Here is a 17,793-nt window from a genome sequence, read left to right as displayed (position 1 = left end):
CCACTGGCACTATTTTACCACAGCGCCATGCAGTACGACTTCTCGGGACATGACAACCAGACGCCGCGCTCGACCGCGCGGTGGCTGTGGGACTTCCTCCAGGCGCGACGAAAGCTCACCCAACCGGATGGTCGAGCGCTCTTTGAGTACCGTACGACCACCGAGGAGCTCGAGCAGCTGCGCCTGCTGCTCATTGATCGCTTCCCCAGAGGTACGCACGACTGTGCCGCGTTTTGCCTCTATGCGGCCGAGTGGTGGCGGAGGCATGGGAAGGGCCTGACGTTCGCGGGCCTGCTCGAGTCGATCGAACTCGACGTCTCCTACACCCGCCTCTACGAGTCCATCGAGCGGGGCATGAAGTACTGGAACCGCCCCCTCCGCTACTTGGAGTCCGGAGGTCGCGGACGACGCGATTTCGTCGGTAGCTTGTCCCGCGAGGGCGGCCTCCCACTCCAGATGCTGCTGGAGACGCAGGGCTCAGTCCGTCGCTTCTTCCGTCGTCTGCTCAAGGAGCGGGCCATCGGCGAGATCGACGTCGAGCATGCCGAGATCGCTGCCCACGACCTGCCCAGGGCCTGGCACCACCCCGACATCTACGAACTCGCTACTAAGCTCATCACCCACGTCTGGGATCTTCGCGCGAGCATCGGCGAGTCCGAGCACCCAGTCGCGGATCTCGATCGCCTACAGCCTGGATGGCAAGAGCGGTTGCCCGTGCTCGTCGATGATGAGGTCGCGGTCGCCCTCGTCCGTGGACTCGTCCAAGACGCCCAGGAGATCGCCACTGGGGCGCGCCTGGGTCTCGTAGTCGAGACCCAGCTGAGCGCCAGTGAGGGAGATTGGCAGCTGCGCCGCGTCGTCGAGCTCCCCACCAAGATCCCCTCGCGAGAAATGTGGAAGCTCCTCGGTCTCGATTCGGCCTCCGAAGACAAGCCGCGCAGGGTTCGGCTACTCATCGACGACGGGAGTGGTCCGCGCCCTCTTGTCGTTGCTACGCAGTGGGAGATTGAAAAGCCCTTTGCCGCCAAGCCTCTGCTGAGCGGCAACTACGCTTCTCCCTCCCCCCACGAACTGGCTGTCGTCGCCCAAGCACGGGATCTATCGTTTCCACCGCGGATCCTCAAAGGCGGTGAAGCCCTCGACGAGGGCCCGTGGGTGTTCGTCTCGGACGAGCAAGACGAGTGCCAGACAGGCTGGAAGTTGGTTGCCCAGGGTTCTGCTCGTGTCCGCGCGACCGAGGTTCTGGTCGCTGTACGCGACAACTTCGAGCCCCAAACCGCCGAACTCCAGCCCTGCGGGCGGATCGTCGTCGAGGGCGTACTCCGCCTGCTCTTTCGACTTCCCAGGGGGAGCACCGAGTTTCTCGAGATCGAGTCTGATACGCGCTTCGTCGTTGAGGCGGCGGCGGACGAAGACGACGCCTATAGCTACCGCACCGACGGTCCGCTCTTTGGCGAAAGCCTTCGCCCTCCGGTCTACCAGGGGATCCCCGCGATCATCGAAGAGTCCCAGTTCGGAGTCCGCCGACAGGTTTCGCCCAAGGAGCTCGAATGGCGGCCGCGTGATGTGGGCAAGGACTGGGGTTCACTAACCAACGAGTGCATCGGACACGTCGAGCTCCGCTTGCGGCGCGCGGCGACGACGATCTTCTCGAAGTCCGTCCGAATCGTCCCGTCAGCGATGACCGTAGAGCTATCCCATGCTGAACTTCCCGGCTCGACGCAGCTCCGGCTCCATGGCACCAGAGCTCAGCAGGTTCAGGTTCAGCCCCACGTTGGCTTCGATAGCACGCCAGAGTCGAGTGGCGCTCATTTCGGCTGGACCTTCACCGCGAACGATGGCGCTCCGCCACGAATCATCATTCGGCTGACTTGGTCGATGGGCCGCAGCCTCTCGTTGCGCCTTCCCTTCCCCAACATAGGTGTGCGCTTCGTGGACCGCTCGTCGCGCGTGCTACCTAACGGTGCGACCATCGCCCTCGAGAACCTCCCGGGGTGCCAACTAGAGGCCATCCTCCCCCTTGGCGATATAGAGCCTATCCTGGAGGCCAAGCTAAAGAAGGCGCGCGACCGCAGTCCAGGCTTCGAAGACGAGTCGAGATTCCTCATCAGACTAAGGGACGCTACCCCCACGGGTACGTGCTCTTTTCGACGCCATACCCTCGATTTGTCGCGTGCAGTCGACGACGTGCGCCTACGCCTTGCGAGTTCGACCGAACTCAACGCCTACGTCCGGCTGCGAGTACAAACCCGTGCGTCCTGTATCGAGATCAACGTCAGGCGCTTCGCCATCGCGGCGATGGTCAATGCCGAAAGTACGGACGTCATCATCCTGCGCGACAAGAGCGAAACCTTTGTCGACGACCTTCTCGGCGAAATGGAGTTCTCGCGCATCCCGATCACTAAGCCCGAAGCTGAGGCGGTGACGATGGTGCAGTCCGAGGTCGGCTGGACGGTCGGAGACCTGACCGAGGACGCGAGTGCTTGGCTAGTTGTCGGCCGTAGTCAAGGTCGCTACCGTGCACGTCCGGTCATCTGGAAGCCGCCCGGGATCAGCCCATCTGTGCCAGAGCTGAGTGAGATAACCACTCTTGCCGAGGCTGTGGCGATCGCCTGGAAAGACAGGCGCATCGCCGCACTCGAACACATCCTCGACACCCTCGCGGCAAATCCTCACCACGTCGAGTGGGCTGCCCTCCTGCCTTTCTTATACTCTTTGGCGGAGCTTCCAGCGTCGACCTACGACCTGCTCGACGTCATGGTCCGGAGGCCCGCGATCTGTGTCTACTCGCTCCTCGGCGCGACGGCACGCCTCGACTTTCGCACTCTGTGGGAGAGCTTTGAAGACCTGAGCTTCGCCTGGGAACTCGTCCCCGTACGAGCCTGGGTCGCCGGCTTTCAAATCTGGTGGGCCCAACAAGAGGCCATGGTAGCCAAGTTCCCCGAAGAGCATCACGCGATGATGCGCGAGAGCCTCCGCTCGCACATGCGTCGCACCCTCAACGCCGTCCATGAGCAGCTGCACGCTTTCAAGTTGATCCGCGATTTGATTGAGGCCGACCTGTTTGAACTCGACCTGGGCCCCTACCTCCATATGGTGTCCAAGGGCCTTGGCCGCAAGGCCTTGTTGGCCGATCGAGACAATGCCCACATGGACCTGCTCCGTACCCATGCGAACGACCCCAACTGGCCAGTGTTCCGAGCGATCCGCGAGCTCTCGGAGAGTTTGCCCGAGCAAATCCCTGCCAGCTTCGACTCCGTCGCGCGCTTCAAAGCTTCTCCTCCCCGCTCTCGGCGATGTGTCGTCTTTGCGCCGGTACAGGCCGCGCTTGCAGCCGTTTGCGATCTCTCCTTGACTGCCGAGCAGATCTTCGCCATCCGACAGATTCAGGCCTTTGACGTCGATTGGTTCGATCATTGCTACGACATTTCGCTGGCGTGCGCCATCGGCATCACCCTCGAGGCCAATCCGAAATCCTTCCAATGAACGACTCCACCGCGACAACCAACTTCTACTCTTCGCTGACCACCGATCTCGTCCAGCGCTCCTCACGGGCAGTGGTCAGCTATCTTAGCCCGCTGTCTCCCGGCTTGCGCCTCTTCCTTCGCCAGCACCTCGACAAGCCCCCTGGACAAGAGGGTAGCTTCCTCGCCGACCCGGTGTTCGAAGCCACCTTCGGCTGGAAGGAACACGCCGAGAACATGGGGGAGCTCGCCGGCAGACTGCTCGACCCGGCGCTCGTCGACTCCATGGACGCCGCGACCAAAGATCGTTTCGAGCGGCGGTTTCACCCCTACACCCACCAGGTTGCGGCCTGGAAGACCCTACAACGTAATCCCCCGCAATCTGTCGTAGTCAGCAGTGGCACCGGATCGGGGAAGACCGAGTGCTTCCTCGTCCCCATTCTCGACTCTCTTGCCCGCCAACGCGTCCAGGGCCAACCTCTCGTGGGTGTGCAGGCCCTTTTTCTGTACCCCCTCAACGCACTCATCAACAGTCAGCGCGACCGGCTGCGTGCATGGACGGCTGGATTCCAAGGTGACATCAAATTTTGCCTGTACAACGGCCAGACGCCCCAACAGGATCCTCCTGTAACCGAGACGCGAAAATATCCGCAAGAGGTGATGGGTCGCCCATCGCTGCGCAAGGCTCCTCCCCCCATCCTCATCACCAACGCCACCATGCTCGAGTACATGCTGGTTCGCCAGGATGATGCGCCGATCATCGAACACTCGAAGGGCCGACTCCGATGGATCGTCCTCGATGAGGCCCACACCTACGTGGGCTCACAGGCCGCCGAGATCTCCTTGCTCTTGCGTCGCGTCCTCCACGCCTTCGATGTCGAGCCCGAACAAGTTCGATTCATCGCCACCTCGGCCACTATCGGGAAGAAGGGTGATCCCGATGCCCTGACGCAGCTACAGCGATACCTCGCCAACGTGGCCGGCCTCCCAACGGATCGGGTCCACGTTATCGAGGGCACCCGTGAGGTCCCACAGCTTCCGCAAGCGCTCGAACGAGAGTCCAGGCCCCTCCCTGACCTCGACCAGCTTGCGGCGTCGCCACCGAAACGGCGCTACTCGACCCTGGCTGCCGTCGATGTCGCGCGAAAGCTACGCAATACTCTGGCGGAGAATCCCGCACCAGTCGGCGATCTTGCGACAAAGGTCTTCGGCTGCGCCGAGCCGGCAGACGTCGCCCGCACGCTGCGTCTGCTCGATATCGCTCGCACGGCCAAGGATGGCGACACACCATTCTTGCCCCTGCGCGCTCATCTTTTCCAGCGCACGCAACCGGGGCTGTGGGCCTGTGTGAATCCCAACTGCACCGAGAGGCAGCCCGAACTCAAAGAGGGCTGGCCCTTCGGCCACGTGTTTCTCGAACACCGCGAGAAGTGCAAGTGTGACTCCCTCGTGTTCGAACTCGTGATGTGCCGTCGCTGCGGGGTCGAGTATCTGGGATGCGAGAGCGGCGAAGGTGATACCGCAGATGGTCGCGCGCGCCTGAGCGTCGTGGGACTGCACGATGGAGACGCCGAGGATGACGATGGCGATGAGGACGATGCCGAGAACACCGACGAACTCGATTTTGCCACCAACTCGAGTCCCAACAACGATCGGCAGCTCATCCGCTGGGTTGCCACTCCAACCGCCGAGCCCGAGGGCGGGCTACCAGTCGAGATTGACGTTCAGACTGGTGTGTGGTCCGAGCGTTCAGATCCCAAAGTTGCAGGTTTCTTCATGTCACAGTGGCTCCCGAACGGTTCGAGGTGCCCACGTTGCGGTGAGCACGAGTACAGCCGCGGCGACATGCTGCGAACCATGAACCTGGGTGCTCCTTTCTTGCTCGGTGTCTCGATACCGACCCTGCTCGAGCACGTTCCGCCCAAGGAGTCGGCGCTCACGCGGCCCTTCGACGGACGGAGGATCATCACCTTCAGCGACAGCCGGCAGGGGACGGCTCGCTTCGCCCTGAAGTCGCAGATCGAGGCTGAGCGGAACTTCGTACGCAGTTATCTGTATCATTCGGTTCAGAGCCGCATTAAGCCTGCATACTCCGAAAGCGATGTCTCAGAGCTAAACGCCAAAGAGCAGGTGCTCGCCATGCCTGGACTTTCGGAGCAGGCGCTCGATATTATCAAAACAGAGGTTGAGGAACTACGAAGGAAAATCGCCGCTCCCGCAATCGGGGTTCTCTCTTGGAGGGAAGCCATTGAAGGTCTCGCACAATCCAACGCGCTCAACTACTGGATCTTGCCCGCATGGAAAATTGCAGGACGGAATTTCTCCGCACAGGGCCTCGCCGAGTTCCTCATCTTGCGGGAGGTAGCACGACGGCCCATGAGGCAGAATTCAGTCGAGACCCTTGGGCTCGTGAGGGTCGCGTACCCAGAGTTCAATGATGTCGAAGCCCACGGACTCCCCTCGGCCGTATCGCGCGAAGGTCTGACAGTGGAGGACTGGTCAAGCCTCCTGAAGCTACTCTTGGATCTCGTCATTCGGAGTAATACTGCCATCGTCATTGACCAAGATTGGAAACGATGGATGGGGACACGAATCGTGCCTAAGTTCATCTTGGGGCCTCATGCCGAAGAAGCTCAACGAAACAAGCAGATGCTCTGGCCCTACATCCGAAGGGGGTCGGTGAGGTCACGCTTTGTCAACCTGCTCGGTCGTGCTCTCGACCTCGATCTTAGCCTTGCTGAAGACCATGCCCGAATCAATGATCTTCTTCTGGCGGCGTGGGATCGGGCGCTCCGAGTGCTTCAACGCTCCAACGATGGGCACCGCCTGAGTTTTTCGAAGTCAGTCATGCTGACTAGCATTCAGAACGCCTGGTTTTGCCCAGTCACTCGCCGCGTCCTCGACACGACCTTCCGCGGTTACACCCCCTACATTCCGCGTGAGGTGACCGGATCTCTAGTTTGCGAGGAGGTCGCCATGCCTCCGCTCAAGTACCCTTTCCCCGAGGGCGGCGACTCGACCGGTCGTGCTGTTTCTGCTCAGACCCTCAAGACGTGGCTTGAATCTGATCCTCAGATAAAGACCTGCCGCGAGCGTGGGATCTGGACAGACTTCAGCGATCGCATCGCCACGTCCGCCCGCTACTACCGAGTGGAAGAGCACTCGGCTCAGCAGTCTGGCCACCGGCTCGAGAAGATCGAGAAGGAATTCAAGGAAGGCGCGGTCAACGTCCTGAGCTGCTCGACGACGATGGAGATGGGTGTCGACATTGGCGGCCTCTCAGCGGTAGCCATGAACAACGCCCCCCCTGGACCCTCCAACTTTCTGCAGCGTGCGGGCCGGGCTGGGCGTCGCGGTGAGACTGCAGCGGTCAGCCTCACCATGTGCAGGGCAACCCCACACGGCGAAGCGATTTTCGCTAACCCCCAGTGGCCCTTCGTCACCCCAATCCACGTCCCTCGCGTCTCTCTCGACAGCGACCGCATCGTCCAGCGCCACATCAACGCGCTGTGCTTGACCCACTTCCTGGCAGAAGCAGGCTCGGAGGCCCTCAAACTTCGTGCGGGGTGGTTTGTTGAGCGCCCGGGCAAAGGCGGGCGCTCCGCTTCCGATCTATTCTTGGAGTGGCTCGGAGATGACTCCCGCAAAACCGACTCGCGCCTCCAAAAGGGCGTGGCCGATCATCTCGTGCGCGACTCCAAGCTTCAAGGACAGTCTCTCGATTACTTGCTCGGGCAGTGCGTTGAGAGGCTCGAGGCTGTGGTTTCGCCGTGGCGCGGCGAGTTTGAGCGACTCGTCTCCGATCTCGAGGAAGTTGGCGGACCGCCAAAGAAGGGAGAGACTGCCAATCCGGCTCAGCTCGGGATTTCGCGCCGCCTTCGCAGGCTCCGCCACGAGTATCTCCTTGGCGAACTCGCCACCCGCGGCTTTCTCCCGGGCTACGGGTTCCCTACCGGTGTCGTGCCCTTCATCAACAGCACGATCGAAGATTTGCGCGCAGAGGAAGAGCGCCGGAAACGACGCCGCGAGGGGGCCGTCGACGACGGAGAGCGGGAAGACGGTCCCTCACGCGGTCGCTCGTGGGCGACCCGTGAGCTGCCCAAGGCGATCCGCGAGTACGCCCCGGGAGCTCGCGTTGTCCTTGACGGCAAAGTGTTCACGAGCGATGGTGTCACACTGAATTGGCAGACGCCACCCGGCGATCAGCCTTTTCGAGAGATCCAAGCGCTCCGTAGTGCCTGGCGCTGTCATGAGTGCGGTAACAGCTCGACCAGCCCCCACGACGTCTCGACATGCGAGGGTTGTGGCGGCACCTCGCTCTATCAGTTGCCCTACTTGCAGCCTCCCGGCTTCGCCACGAACATCTTCTCCGTCGCCGACAACGATCTGAGCAACATGCCTTTCACGCCCGTCGAGGCCCCATGGATCTCGGTTGGCCCAGAGCCGTGGGTCCCGCTCCCGCGGCCAGAAGTTGGCAGGATGCGCGCGAGCGCTGATGGCTCGATCTTCCACCACAGCGCGGGGTCGGCCCGTCACGGTTACGCAATTTGCTTGGTCTGTGGTCGCGCCCAAGCTGAGGTCGAACCACCCGCCCCAAAAACTCCTCCGCTGCCGCGTGCCATGCAAGATCACTACAGGTTGCGCGGTGGGAAGGAGCGCGATAATGCCGGTCACTGTCCTGGCAACCAACGCCATCACGCGATCAAACGCCACTACCGTTTGGGGGTCGAAACCAGGACGGATGTGTTTGAGCTCCAGCTCACGGAGGTGCCGAGCGGACACATAGCGACCTCGCGCAAGGCACTCAGTTCGGTCGCCGTGGCGTTGCGTCGTGCGGCAGCGGAGCATATCGGCGTGGAGGACAGGGAGATTGGCTGGGCCGTCATCCCGGCTCGCGCGATCTCGGGCGGACTCGGAAAGTCCATCGTCTTGTATGACACAGCCGCAGGTGGAGCTGGCTTCGTCGCTTCGATCCCCGCCAAACTCCTCGACCTACTCCGTCGGGCGCGCGAATTGCTCAAATGTCCCGTTCGGCAGTGCGACAAGGCTTGCCACGGTTGCCTGCTCAGCTACGACACTCAGCACGAGATCAAGAACCTCGACCGTCGCGTTGGCGCAGACTTACTCTCAACCGCGCTGCTGGATGCCCTGCAACTCCCGCAGGAGCATCTAGTATTCGGCGACGATACGAAGTCTGAGTACCAGCCACTGGAGGTTGCCGTTTCGCGCGAACTCCGCAATGCTCATGCGCAGGAAATCCGCGTCTACCTCGCTGGCGACCCCGAGTCGTGGGACCTTGCTGGCTGGTCGCTGCGCTCAGCGCTGTTGAGGTGGGCGGCGGCCAACATCGTCATCAACCTCTGCATCCCCGCCGGCATCGTTGACCAACTCGATGTCTCGAACCGAAGCGTGCTAGCGGTTCTCATCAAGGGGCTCGGGTTGGAGGTCCACGAGTACCAGCAGATCTTGCCCACTCACCTAACTGTGGAAATTGGCGGCTCCGAGCGCGTACGCTGGTCGACGTTGAACCAAGATTCGATGGTTCCAGGCCCGGCCTGGGCCAACGTCGATGTCTGCGTCTACAAGCGAGATCAAGATCCGCTTGTCCCTCTAGCGAGCAAGCCCCTCAGCGCGGAGGACATTCGCCCTCCCGCGCCCCAGAACGATACCGGAGGTGACTACCACTGTGTGGAGGTTTTAGGGCAGTTCCGAGGTCCGCTCTCGAACTTCGGCCGGAATTTCTGGAACGTCGTGTTCTCCAGGGTTCCAGCACTTCGACAACGGCTCGAGTCGGGTGTCGAACTCAGCTCGCTCGAGTATACAGACCGCTACCTGAGGAGCCCCCTCATGCTCCGTGCGCTCCTGGAGACCTTGAAGCAACTCCAGGAGCAGTTTCCCCCGGTCCTCACAACGGCGACCCCGATCTCCATTCGGACGACCCCAATGCCGCCTCAGCAAGGTAGGTCGAGTTCATTCGAGGATAACTGGCCCAACGGAAGCGACCGGCGAGATGTCGCCAAGACGGCCGCTGCGCAGCTCGATCTCGCTATACAGTTCACGGAGCTCGACAAGAAGCACCTCGCCCACTACCGAGGGTTTAACTTGAGTTGGAGCACGGGCGAGACGTGGCACATGCGTCTGGACGAGGGCTTCGGTTTCCTAGGAGTGACAGGGTCGTCATCGCGCGTACGCAGCCGGAGTTCTCGAGGGCGTTCATGGCACCGTGCCTTTCCATTCAACAGCCCGATCCAGACACAGACCCAGAGGTTGCTTGGCGATGAGCCTCATGTCGACCGACGAGTGGCTCTGCCGAGCTACTTGTACGTCGAGCACATCCCGGACTAGTGGGGCATCGAAGGCCGTGCAACGGTCGGGTCCAACTTGCAGCTCCTAGCAGAAGTTGTCAACCGGGGCGGATCCGATCCTGAGCAGGCTCCCCAGCGCGTTGCAGGAGGACGGCGACTCCCCGGTTGTGGTTTCCGAGGTTTGAGATCATGCTGGGCTGGAGGTCACCATGGCAAGCCGGAAAAAGCCCAAGAAGCAGCCCAAGAAGCCGAACAGTGAGCTGGTGCGGAAGCTCGCGGCGATGATCAAGCAGAAGGTCGACGAGCAGCTCGGGCCAGATGCGACCTTCGAGCAGCGGCGTGATCTGGAGGCGGAGCTGATGCGAGACGTGCTGTGGCAGCGTGAGGACGACGACTTGCGCGAGTCTGTCTCGGAGGCCGACGTGGTCGAGGTCGGAGGCCGACGCTACGCTCGCCTGTCGCAGCGGTCGTCGGCGACCTACCACGGACGCTGGGGGCCGCACACGATCGAGGAGGCGCTCTACCGGGAGCTCGGCGTGCACAACGGGCCGACGATCAAGCCGCTGGAGCTGTGCGTCGGTATGATCGCCCGACGCTTGACCCCCGACTTCGCCCGCATCGCTGGTGAGCTGAGCGCGGACCTGAACAGCCGCGAGCTCGAGAACATCCTGAGGGTGGTCGGGATGCGGCCTCCGAGCCGTTCGTTGCTCGAAAAGCGCGTCAAGCTGATGTCCGCCGACATCGTCGAAGACGTCGACATGCTCGAGGCCGCGAGCAGGGCCGTGGAGGCCATCCCGCCGGGAGTGGCCTCGATCAGCTGCGGGCTCGATCGCTTCTCGGTGCGCATGGCTGAGCAGCTCGACGCCGACCTCGCGGAGGCGGCGCGACCGAAGCGGCGGCTCGCGGAGTACGTCCGCAAGCCGCCGCCCCCCAAGGAGCACTGGCGAAAGGCGTGGGTGGGCAGCGTCACCATCCACGACGCGGAGGGACAGGAGCTGCACACCTGGCGATACGCAGCCGATGCGGGGGAGGACGTCCGAAAGCTCGCCGAGCGGGTCGCGGCGGACGTGGCGTGGATCCTCCGTAGCCACCCACAGCTCCCGGTTCACGTGGTCCAAGACGCCGCGCCCGAGCTGCGTGCGCTGCCCGAGGCGTTGGCTCGAGTGCTGCCGAGCGACGCGAAGGTCCGGACCTTGATCGACTTCGAGCACCTGACGAGCAACTACCTCGATGCAGTCGTGGATGCCTGCGAGCCCGAGGGCGATCCCTTCAACATGAAGAGCTGGTATCGCGGCGAGCTCCTGCGCGACGACGGAGCGATCGAGCGGATCTGGCGAGGTCTTCTGGAACGGGCGAAGCGACTGCCGGGCCGGGACACGACCGCTCGCACGGCGGTCGCGGCCGCGCTCAGCTACATACGCCATCGCAAACCACTGATGCGTTATGCGTCGTCGTACGCGGCCAACCTGCCCATTGGTAGCGGCGCGACCGAGAGCACCTGCTGGACGATGCAACGCCGCGTCAAGCGCCCCGCGCAGTCCTGGGAGGTGCCTGGCCTGCGAGGAACGCTCGCACTGCGAGCCCTCCTCATCTCGAAACGCTGGCGCGCCGTTTGGGCCACCTATGCCGCTGTCCATCGCCACGAGGTCACGCTCGCCCATTGATCAGGATCGAATCCACCTCGGTTGTCAACGAATCCCTCCCCGCGCCAGCTGCAGCACCCGCCGAGCCTTCTCCACGTTGAATTGATCCGACACCGGGCCAAACCGCATCCACGCGTGGCGTCCCCCGCTGTCCGCCGCCAACCCGGTAGCGAACGAAGAACACCTTATCGAGTGTTTTTGCCAGATTCGAGGGGGACGGGGTGTTTGGGGTATCCGGCCATCGTGGCCGGACACCGGCTCCGTTTGCAGATGCACCTTGCTGACCGCATTCGGAACAGTGACGTTGTGGGACGCTCGTCTGTTGTCATTGACCAATACTGTGGTTGGCCAATCGGGTGTGCGTCAAGTTGGGGTGAGCGGAGCCGGCCAGCTCTCGGGCCGGCTCCGTTCATCCATGCTCGTCATGCGCCGCCCTTTCGGGCGGCGCGCCCCGCCAGCCATGGGTAGAGCGAGGGCAAGATCACCAGCGTCAAGATCGTCGAGGTCACCAGCCCGCCGACGACCACCGTGGCCAGCGGGCGCTGGACCTCGGCGCCCACGCCCGTGGCCAGCGCCATGGGCACGAAGCCCAGGGCCGCCACGAAGGTGGTCATCAGCACCGGGCGCATGCGCTCGCCGGCCGCGTCGCGGGCGGCCGCGGCCGCGCTCGCGCCGGCGTCTTGCTTGGCCAGCAAGGTGCTCATCAAGACCACGCCGTTGAGCACGGCGATGCCGGTCAGCGCGATGAAGCCGACCACGGCCGAGACGCTCACGGGGATGCCCCGGGACCACAGCAGCAAGATCCCGCCGACGCCGGCGAAGGGCACGTTGAGGTAGATGATCGCGGCCGGGCGCACGCGCCCGAACACGAAGATCAGCAGCAGCATGATGCCCACGAGGACCACGGGCACGACGATGGCCAGGCGCGCCCGGGCCTCCTCGAGCTGGGCGAACTGACCGCCCCAGCGCAGGCGCACGCCCTCGTGGGTCTCGGGCTGGGCGTCGACGCGGCGCTGGGCCTCGAGCACGACGTCGCCGAGGTCGCCGCCGCGGACGTTGAAGCCGACGACGATGCGCCGCACGCCGCGGTGGCGGCTGACCAGGCCGGGGGTCTCGAGCTGGACGATCTCGGCCACGCGCTCGAGCGGGACGACCTCGCCGGCGGGGGTGGCCACGGGGACCTGGGCGAGGGTGAAGGCGTCGCCCTCGTGGCCGAGGCGCAGGCGGATCGGCACGCGCACGGGCCCGTCCCAGGTCTCGCCGACCTCCACGCCGGTGCGCAGGCCGGCGACGAGATCGAGGACGTCGCCGGGGCTCATGCCCAGGCGCGTGGCTTCGAGCAGGCGCGGGCGGATCTCGATCAGCGAGACCGCCGGCGGGGCCATGATGCGCACGTCGCTGGCCCCGGGGACCTCCTCGACGATGGCCTCGACGGCCTCGGCGGCCGCGCGCAGGCTGTCGTGGTCCTCGCCGTAGATGTTGATCGCCACGTCGGTGACGGCGCCCTCGAGCAGCTCGTTGAAGCGCATCTGGATCGGCTGGGTGAAGCCGAGCTCGGCCCCGGGGGCGTCGGCGTCGATCGCCGCCTGGACCTCGGCGATCAGCTGCTCGCGGTCGAGGCCCTCGCGCCACTGCTCGCGCGGGCGCAGGCGCACGAATACGTCGGCCTGCTCGAGGCCCATGATGTCCGTGGCGACCTCGGGGCTGCCGATCCGGCTGGTCACCGAGATCACCTCGGGGACGCTGCCCACGGCGCGCTCGAGGGCCATGGCCTCGTCGACGGCGGTGTCGAGGGAGATGTCCGGGGCGCGGGTGGTCTGGATGACCAGGTCGCCCTCGTCGAGCTGGGGCACGAAGGAGCTGCCGCTTTGCGCGAACGCGAACCCGCCGGCGCCGAGCATGGCCAGGGCGGTGATCAGGATCAGCGCCGGGTGGGCCATGGCCGCGCGCAAGATCGGGGCGTAGCCGCGCTCGAGCACCCGGACCAGCCACGGGTCGCGCTTGGGCAGGTGCTCGCGGCGCAGCCAGCTGGCCGCGGCGGGCACGGCCGTGAGGCTGAGCAGCAGCGCGCTGACCAGGGCGAAGACCACGGTCAGCGCCATCGGCCGGAACATCTTCCCGTCGACGCCCTGGAGCGTCAGGATCGGCACGTAGACCAAGATGATCGCCAGCATCGACACGCTCACGGGGCGCGCGACCTGCTGCATGGCGCGGACGATCCGCGCGCGGGTCTGGTCCCGCGCCTCGTCCTTGGCCCCGAGCTGGAGCTCGTGGAATACGCGCTCGACCATGACCACGGCGCCGTCGACGAGCAGGCCGAAGTCGATGGCCCCGAGGCTCATCAGGTTTCCGGGCACGTCGAAGGAGACCATGCCGATCAGCGCGCCGAGCATCGACAGCGGGATCACGGCGGCGACGAGCAGCCCGGCGCGCACGCTGCCGAGCATCGAGAGCAGCACGATGATGACCAGCGCGGCGCCCTCGAGCAGGTTCTTGGCGACGGTCCGCAAGGTCGCCTCGACGAGCACGCTGCGGTCGTAGACGACCTCGGTGTAGACGTCCGGGGGCAGCGCGGCCTCGATCTCGGGCATGACCTCGTGGAGCCTGTCCATGAGCTCGAGGGCGTTGTCACCGCGGAGCATCTGGACCATGACGTAGACGGTCTCGCCCTTGCCGTCGGAGGTGGCCGCGCCGATCCGCGGCTGCGAGCCCTCGACGACCTCGGCGAGCTCGGCGAGGCGCAGCGGGGCGTGGCTCGGGGCGCCGGCGGCCTCGAGGGTGCGGCTGCGCTCGTGGCCGACGCCCGAGGGGCGCTGGGCCTCGACGGCCAGGGCCCCGAGCTCGGCGGCGCTCTGCGGCCAGAACACGCCGCGCAGCAGGGCCTGGCCGGGGCCCGCGGGCAGGGTCGAGCCAGCCACGGCCCCGGTGCCCGCGCGCAGCGAGCCGGTGAGGTCGGCGAAGCTGATGCCCGCCAGGGCCAGGGCCAGGGGATCCGCGACCACGTCCAGGGTCCGCCGGTGCCCGCCCCAGATGTTGACCTCGACGACGCCCGGGGTGGCGCGCAGGGCCGGGGCGATGTCGAGGCGGACCATCTCGTAGAGCTCGGTGGGGGTGCGCTCGCTCGAGCTGACCGAGATCTGGAGGACCTCGCCGAGGCCGCCGGTGAAGGGGCCGAGCTCCGGGGCTTCGACGCCGGCGGGCAGACCCGAGAGGCTGGCGAGGCGCTCGGCGACCTGCTGGCGCGCGAGCCAGGGGTCGACGTCGTCGGCGAATACGGCGGTGACCGAGGAGATGCCGTAGCGCGACAAGCTACGCTGCTCCTCGAGGCCAGGCAGGCCGCCGAGGGCGACCTCGACCGGGCGGGTCACGGTGCGCTCGAGCTCGCTGGGGGTCAGGCCCGGGGCCCGGGTCAGGACCACGACCTGGTTGCCGGTGACGTCGGGCAGCGCGTCGAGCTCGAGCTCGCGGGCGCCGATCAGCCCGGCGATGGCGGCGATCATCAGCAGGCCGAGGACCAGGGCGCGGTGGTCCACGGACCAGCGGATCAGGTCCGCGATCCGCCCGGCGTTCTCGGCGACCTCGAGGGCCTCGCTGTCATCGTTGACGCTCAATGCTGGTGCCCTCCCTCGCCCGCGGAGGGCTCTCGTCCGATGCCGAGCACGGTCTGGGCGTCGGCGGCCACGCGATCGCCCACGCGCAGGACCTCGCTGCGGACCAGCGCCGAGCTCCCGGCGCTGCGCAGGACCTGAACCTCGACGACTTCGGGCTCGCCCCTGTCTTCGCCCCCACCCCTGTCTTCGCCCCCACCCCTGTCTTCGCCCCCACCCCCGCGCCGGGCCACGAAGGCCTTGCCCTCGTGCAGGCGCAGGGCTCGGCGCGGGACCTCGAGGATGCTCGCGTCGGTGCTCGAGATCGACACGCGCCCGCGGACGCCGTCGGAGAGCTGGCGCTCGTCGGCGGGCTCGTACCAGGCCAGGACCCGGCCGAGGCCGGGCTCGATGGCCGTGGCCACGGGGGCCGAGGCGAGCGCGAAGCGGCTGCCGTCGAGGCCGATGAACTCGAGCTCGACGCCCTCGGGCAGGGCCCCGCTGTAGGCGACCTCGATCCGGGCGCGACCCTGGCCGAGGATCTGCGCGAGGCTCTCGCCCGCGTCGACGACCGCCCCGGGGACGGCGTCGAGGTCCGCGACCACGCCCTCGATGGGCGCGCGCAGGATGACGGTGCCGCGGCGCAGCAGGGCCCGGCGCTCGTCGGCGTCGATGCCCGCGGACTGCAAGGTGGCCAGGGCCAGGCGGCGCTCGGCCGAGAGCTTGCCGATGCCGCTCTCGATGTCGAATACGTCGCCGGCGCCGACCAGGCCATCGCCGCGCAGGGCCTCGAGGCGCTCGCGCCGGGCCTGGTGCGAGTCGAGCTGGGCCGAGGTCCCGGCGAGCACGGCCGCGGCCTCGAGCAAGACCGGCACGCGCAGCTCGACCACGCCGTCGCCAACCACAACGCGGTCACCCACGTCCACGGAGGCCGCGACGACCGTGCCCTGGAAGGGCGCGTCGAGGCGCGAGTGGCTGGCGGCGGAGGCGACGACCTGGGCGGGGAGCTCGAGCAGGGCGGCGTCGGTGGGCCGCTCGACGGGGATCCAGGCGGTGGCGGCCGAGCGCTCACCCTCGCCGCCGCCCGCGTTGGCGTGGGCATCCTGGGCCGCGTCGTCCTCGCTCGTCGGCGCGGTGCAGGCCGGGGCCAGGGCACAGATCCAGGTGAGCAGCGCGAGGCCGCGCAGACGATCGAGGTGATCGAGGTAGTCGAGGCGGGGCTGCTTGGGCCGGGCCTTGGCGGGGCGGGTATGCCTCGGAGTCGATGTCACGGGCTTGCAGTCGTGCCGGTCGTTGGGGCGGGTGTCGGGCTGGTTGGGAGGGCGAGAGATGTCGTGGATGGTGGCGCTCATGGCTGGGCCTGTGCTGGCGAAGCGCCGCCCTCGCGGCCGGCCGCGATGGCCTGGAGGTAGAGCCAGGCCTCGACCCGCGCCCACACCCAGTCGGCCTCGGCCGTCGCGAGCTCGCGGGCCACGGCGTCGCGGCGGGTCTGGGCGAGGAGCAGCATGGGCAAGGTGCCCTCGCCCTCGCTCAGGGCGGCCTCGTGGGTCTCGACGAGCTCGACCAGGGCGGGCAGGGTCTGGTCGCGGAGGATCTCCATGCGCTCGCTGGTGTGGTGGAGGTCGTGGAGGGCGACGAGGAGCGTGGCCGAGAGCTCGAGGACGCGCTGGTCGGCCTCGGCGTCGGCGCGCCGGGCCGCGGCGAGGTCGACGGCCTGCTGGCGCTGGTTGTGGTCGCGGACGGGGATCGTGGCCCCGACGACGCCAAAGAGCAGCACGTCGCCGCTCGACTCGAGCTGACCCGAGACGCCGGCGTTCATCACGGTGGCCCGGCTCGCCTTGGTCTCCTTGGCACGGGCCTTGGCCGCGCGGGACTCGAGGCGGCGCAGGGCGACCTCGGGCAGCTGCTCGAGCTCGGCGAAGCGCTGACGGATCTCGTCGTGGCTGGGCAGCTGCGGCGCCGGGTAGTCGCCGCTGGTCCGCATCGGGGCCGTCGCGCGCACGCCGGTCTCGCGGGCGAGGGCGAGGCCGAGGTCGTGGACCTCGCCCGCGACCTCGATGGAGATGGCCTGGATCTGCGCCGCCATGGCCCGGGCGTCGGCGACCTCCAGGCGCGTGACCACGCCGGCCGCGTGGGCGCGCTCGAGGGCCGCGACGCGCTCCTCGGCCGCGCTCAGCTCGCGCTGTACGAGGACCTCGCGGCGCTCGGCCTCGTGCAGGCGGATCCACGCTCGAGCCGCGCCCAGGGAGCGCTCGAGGGCGATGGCCCGGGTCTCCGCGGCCATGACCTCGGTCTCGGCCGCGGCCGCCTCGCGCCGCTTCTCGCCGTAGCCACCCAGCGACCAGCCCTGGGTGATCGTGCCCTGGAGCTCGAAGCCCGCCTCCTGCGAGGGAGGCAGGCGCGCGCCGGGCATGACCTGGACCTGTAGACCCTGGCTCAGGCGCGGGAGCGACTCGTCGCTGGCGCGCTTGTCGGCCACCGCCTCCTCGAGGCCGGTCAGCGCGGGGGCCTGGGCGCTCGCGTTCACGGCCTCCTCGAAGGTCAGCCGAGTCTGGAAGTGATCCTCGGGGTGGCCGTGGCCATGGCCGGGATCCTGGCCATCTGCCTGGATGTCCGGTCGGACATCTGGCTGCGCCTCGGGGAGCGCCGGGGCGGGGGGCGAGGCCGGAGCCGGCGCGACTTGGGCCGTGGCCCCAGCGCCGAGGGCGAAGAGCAGCGCGAGCGTCGAGGTCGATGGCACGGCGGGTTCATGCCACGGACGCGAATTTGGAGTCTGAGAGCAACCTGAGAAAGT

At 66.4% G+C, this 17,793-nt stretch carries 6 protein-coding genes; 3 read left to right on the top strand and 3 right to left on the bottom strand.

Annotated elements, in window-relative coordinates:
- Window positions 1-27 precede the first annotated feature (27 nt).
- From G6O69_RS06640 to G6O69_RS06630, 3 genes are all read left to right on the top strand, one after another.
- The gene (locus G6O69_RS06640) at window positions 28-3,486 is read left to right on the top strand and encodes an STY4851/ECs_5259 family protein (RefSeq protein ID WP_172302679.1); all 3,459 of its coding nucleotides are present in this window, start codon (window positions 28-30) and stop codon (window positions 3,484-3,486) included.
- Window positions 3,483-9,809, top strand: coding sequence for a DEAD/DEAH box helicase (locus G6O69_RS06635; RefSeq protein ID WP_172302678.1), 6,327 nt, complete (start codon window positions 3,483-3,485; stop codon window positions 9,807-9,809). Before G6O69_RS06640 ends, G6O69_RS06635 begins: the two co-directional genes overlap by 4 nt.
- Before the next feature lie 169 nt (window positions 9,810-9,978).
- Window positions 9,979-11,433 (top strand): hypothetical protein, encoded by a 1,455-nt coding sequence (locus G6O69_RS06630; RefSeq protein WP_172302677.1) that lies wholly within the window; start codon window positions 9,979-9,981, stop codon window positions 11,431-11,433.
- A gap of 401 nt (window positions 11,434-11,834) precedes the next feature.
- Here G6O69_RS06630 and G6O69_RS06625 read toward each other — a convergent pair whose 3' ends face one another.
- Genes G6O69_RS06625 through G6O69_RS06615 form a run of 3 tightly spaced genes read right to left on the bottom strand, consistent with a single transcriptional unit; the run spans window position 11,835 to window position 17,739 of the window.
- Complete coding sequence (locus G6O69_RS06625; RefSeq protein WP_255215720.1) at window positions 11,835-15,023, bottom strand: CusA/CzcA family heavy metal efflux RND transporter; 3,189 nt, start codon at window positions 15,021-15,023, stop codon at window positions 11,835-11,837.
- On the bottom strand, window positions 15,020-16,351 hold the full coding sequence (locus G6O69_RS06620; protein WP_172302676.1) for an HlyD family secretion protein: 1,332 nt from the start codon (window positions 16,349-16,351) through the stop codon (window positions 15,020-15,022). The genes G6O69_RS06625 and G6O69_RS06620 overlap by 4 nt, the downstream gene beginning before the upstream one ends.
- Window positions 16,348-17,739: a TolC family protein gene (locus tag G6O69_RS06615; protein WP_172302675.1), complete on the bottom strand. Its 1,392-nt coding sequence runs from the start codon at window positions 17,737-17,739 to the stop codon at window positions 16,348-16,350. The genes G6O69_RS06620 and G6O69_RS06615 overlap by 4 nt, the downstream gene beginning before the upstream one ends.
- Window positions 17,740-17,793 lie beyond the last annotated feature (54 nt).

The sequence above is a fragment of the Pseudenhygromyxa sp. WMMC2535 genome (assembly GCF_011083025.2).
The sequence above is the reverse complement of the archived record's forward strand: the minus strand, read 5'-3'. Positions and strand labels throughout refer to the sequence as shown.

Excerpts from the sequence above, each read along its gene's own strand:
- G6O69_RS06620 (WP_172302676.1), bottom strand. The coding sequence starts at position 16,351 with ATGAGCGCCACCATCCACGACATCTCTCGCCCTCCCAACCAGCCCGAC.
- G6O69_RS06630 (WP_172302677.1), top strand. The coding sequence starts at position 9,979 with ATGGCAAGCCGGAAAAAGCCCAAGAAGCAGCCCAAGAAGCCGAACAGT.
- G6O69_RS06635 (WP_172302678.1), top strand. The coding sequence starts at position 3,483 with ATGAACGACTCCACCGCGACAACCAACTTCTACTCTTCGCTGACCACC.
- G6O69_RS06640 (WP_172302679.1), top strand. The coding sequence starts at position 28 with ATGCAGTACGACTTCTCGGGACATGACAACCAGACGCCGCGCTCGACC.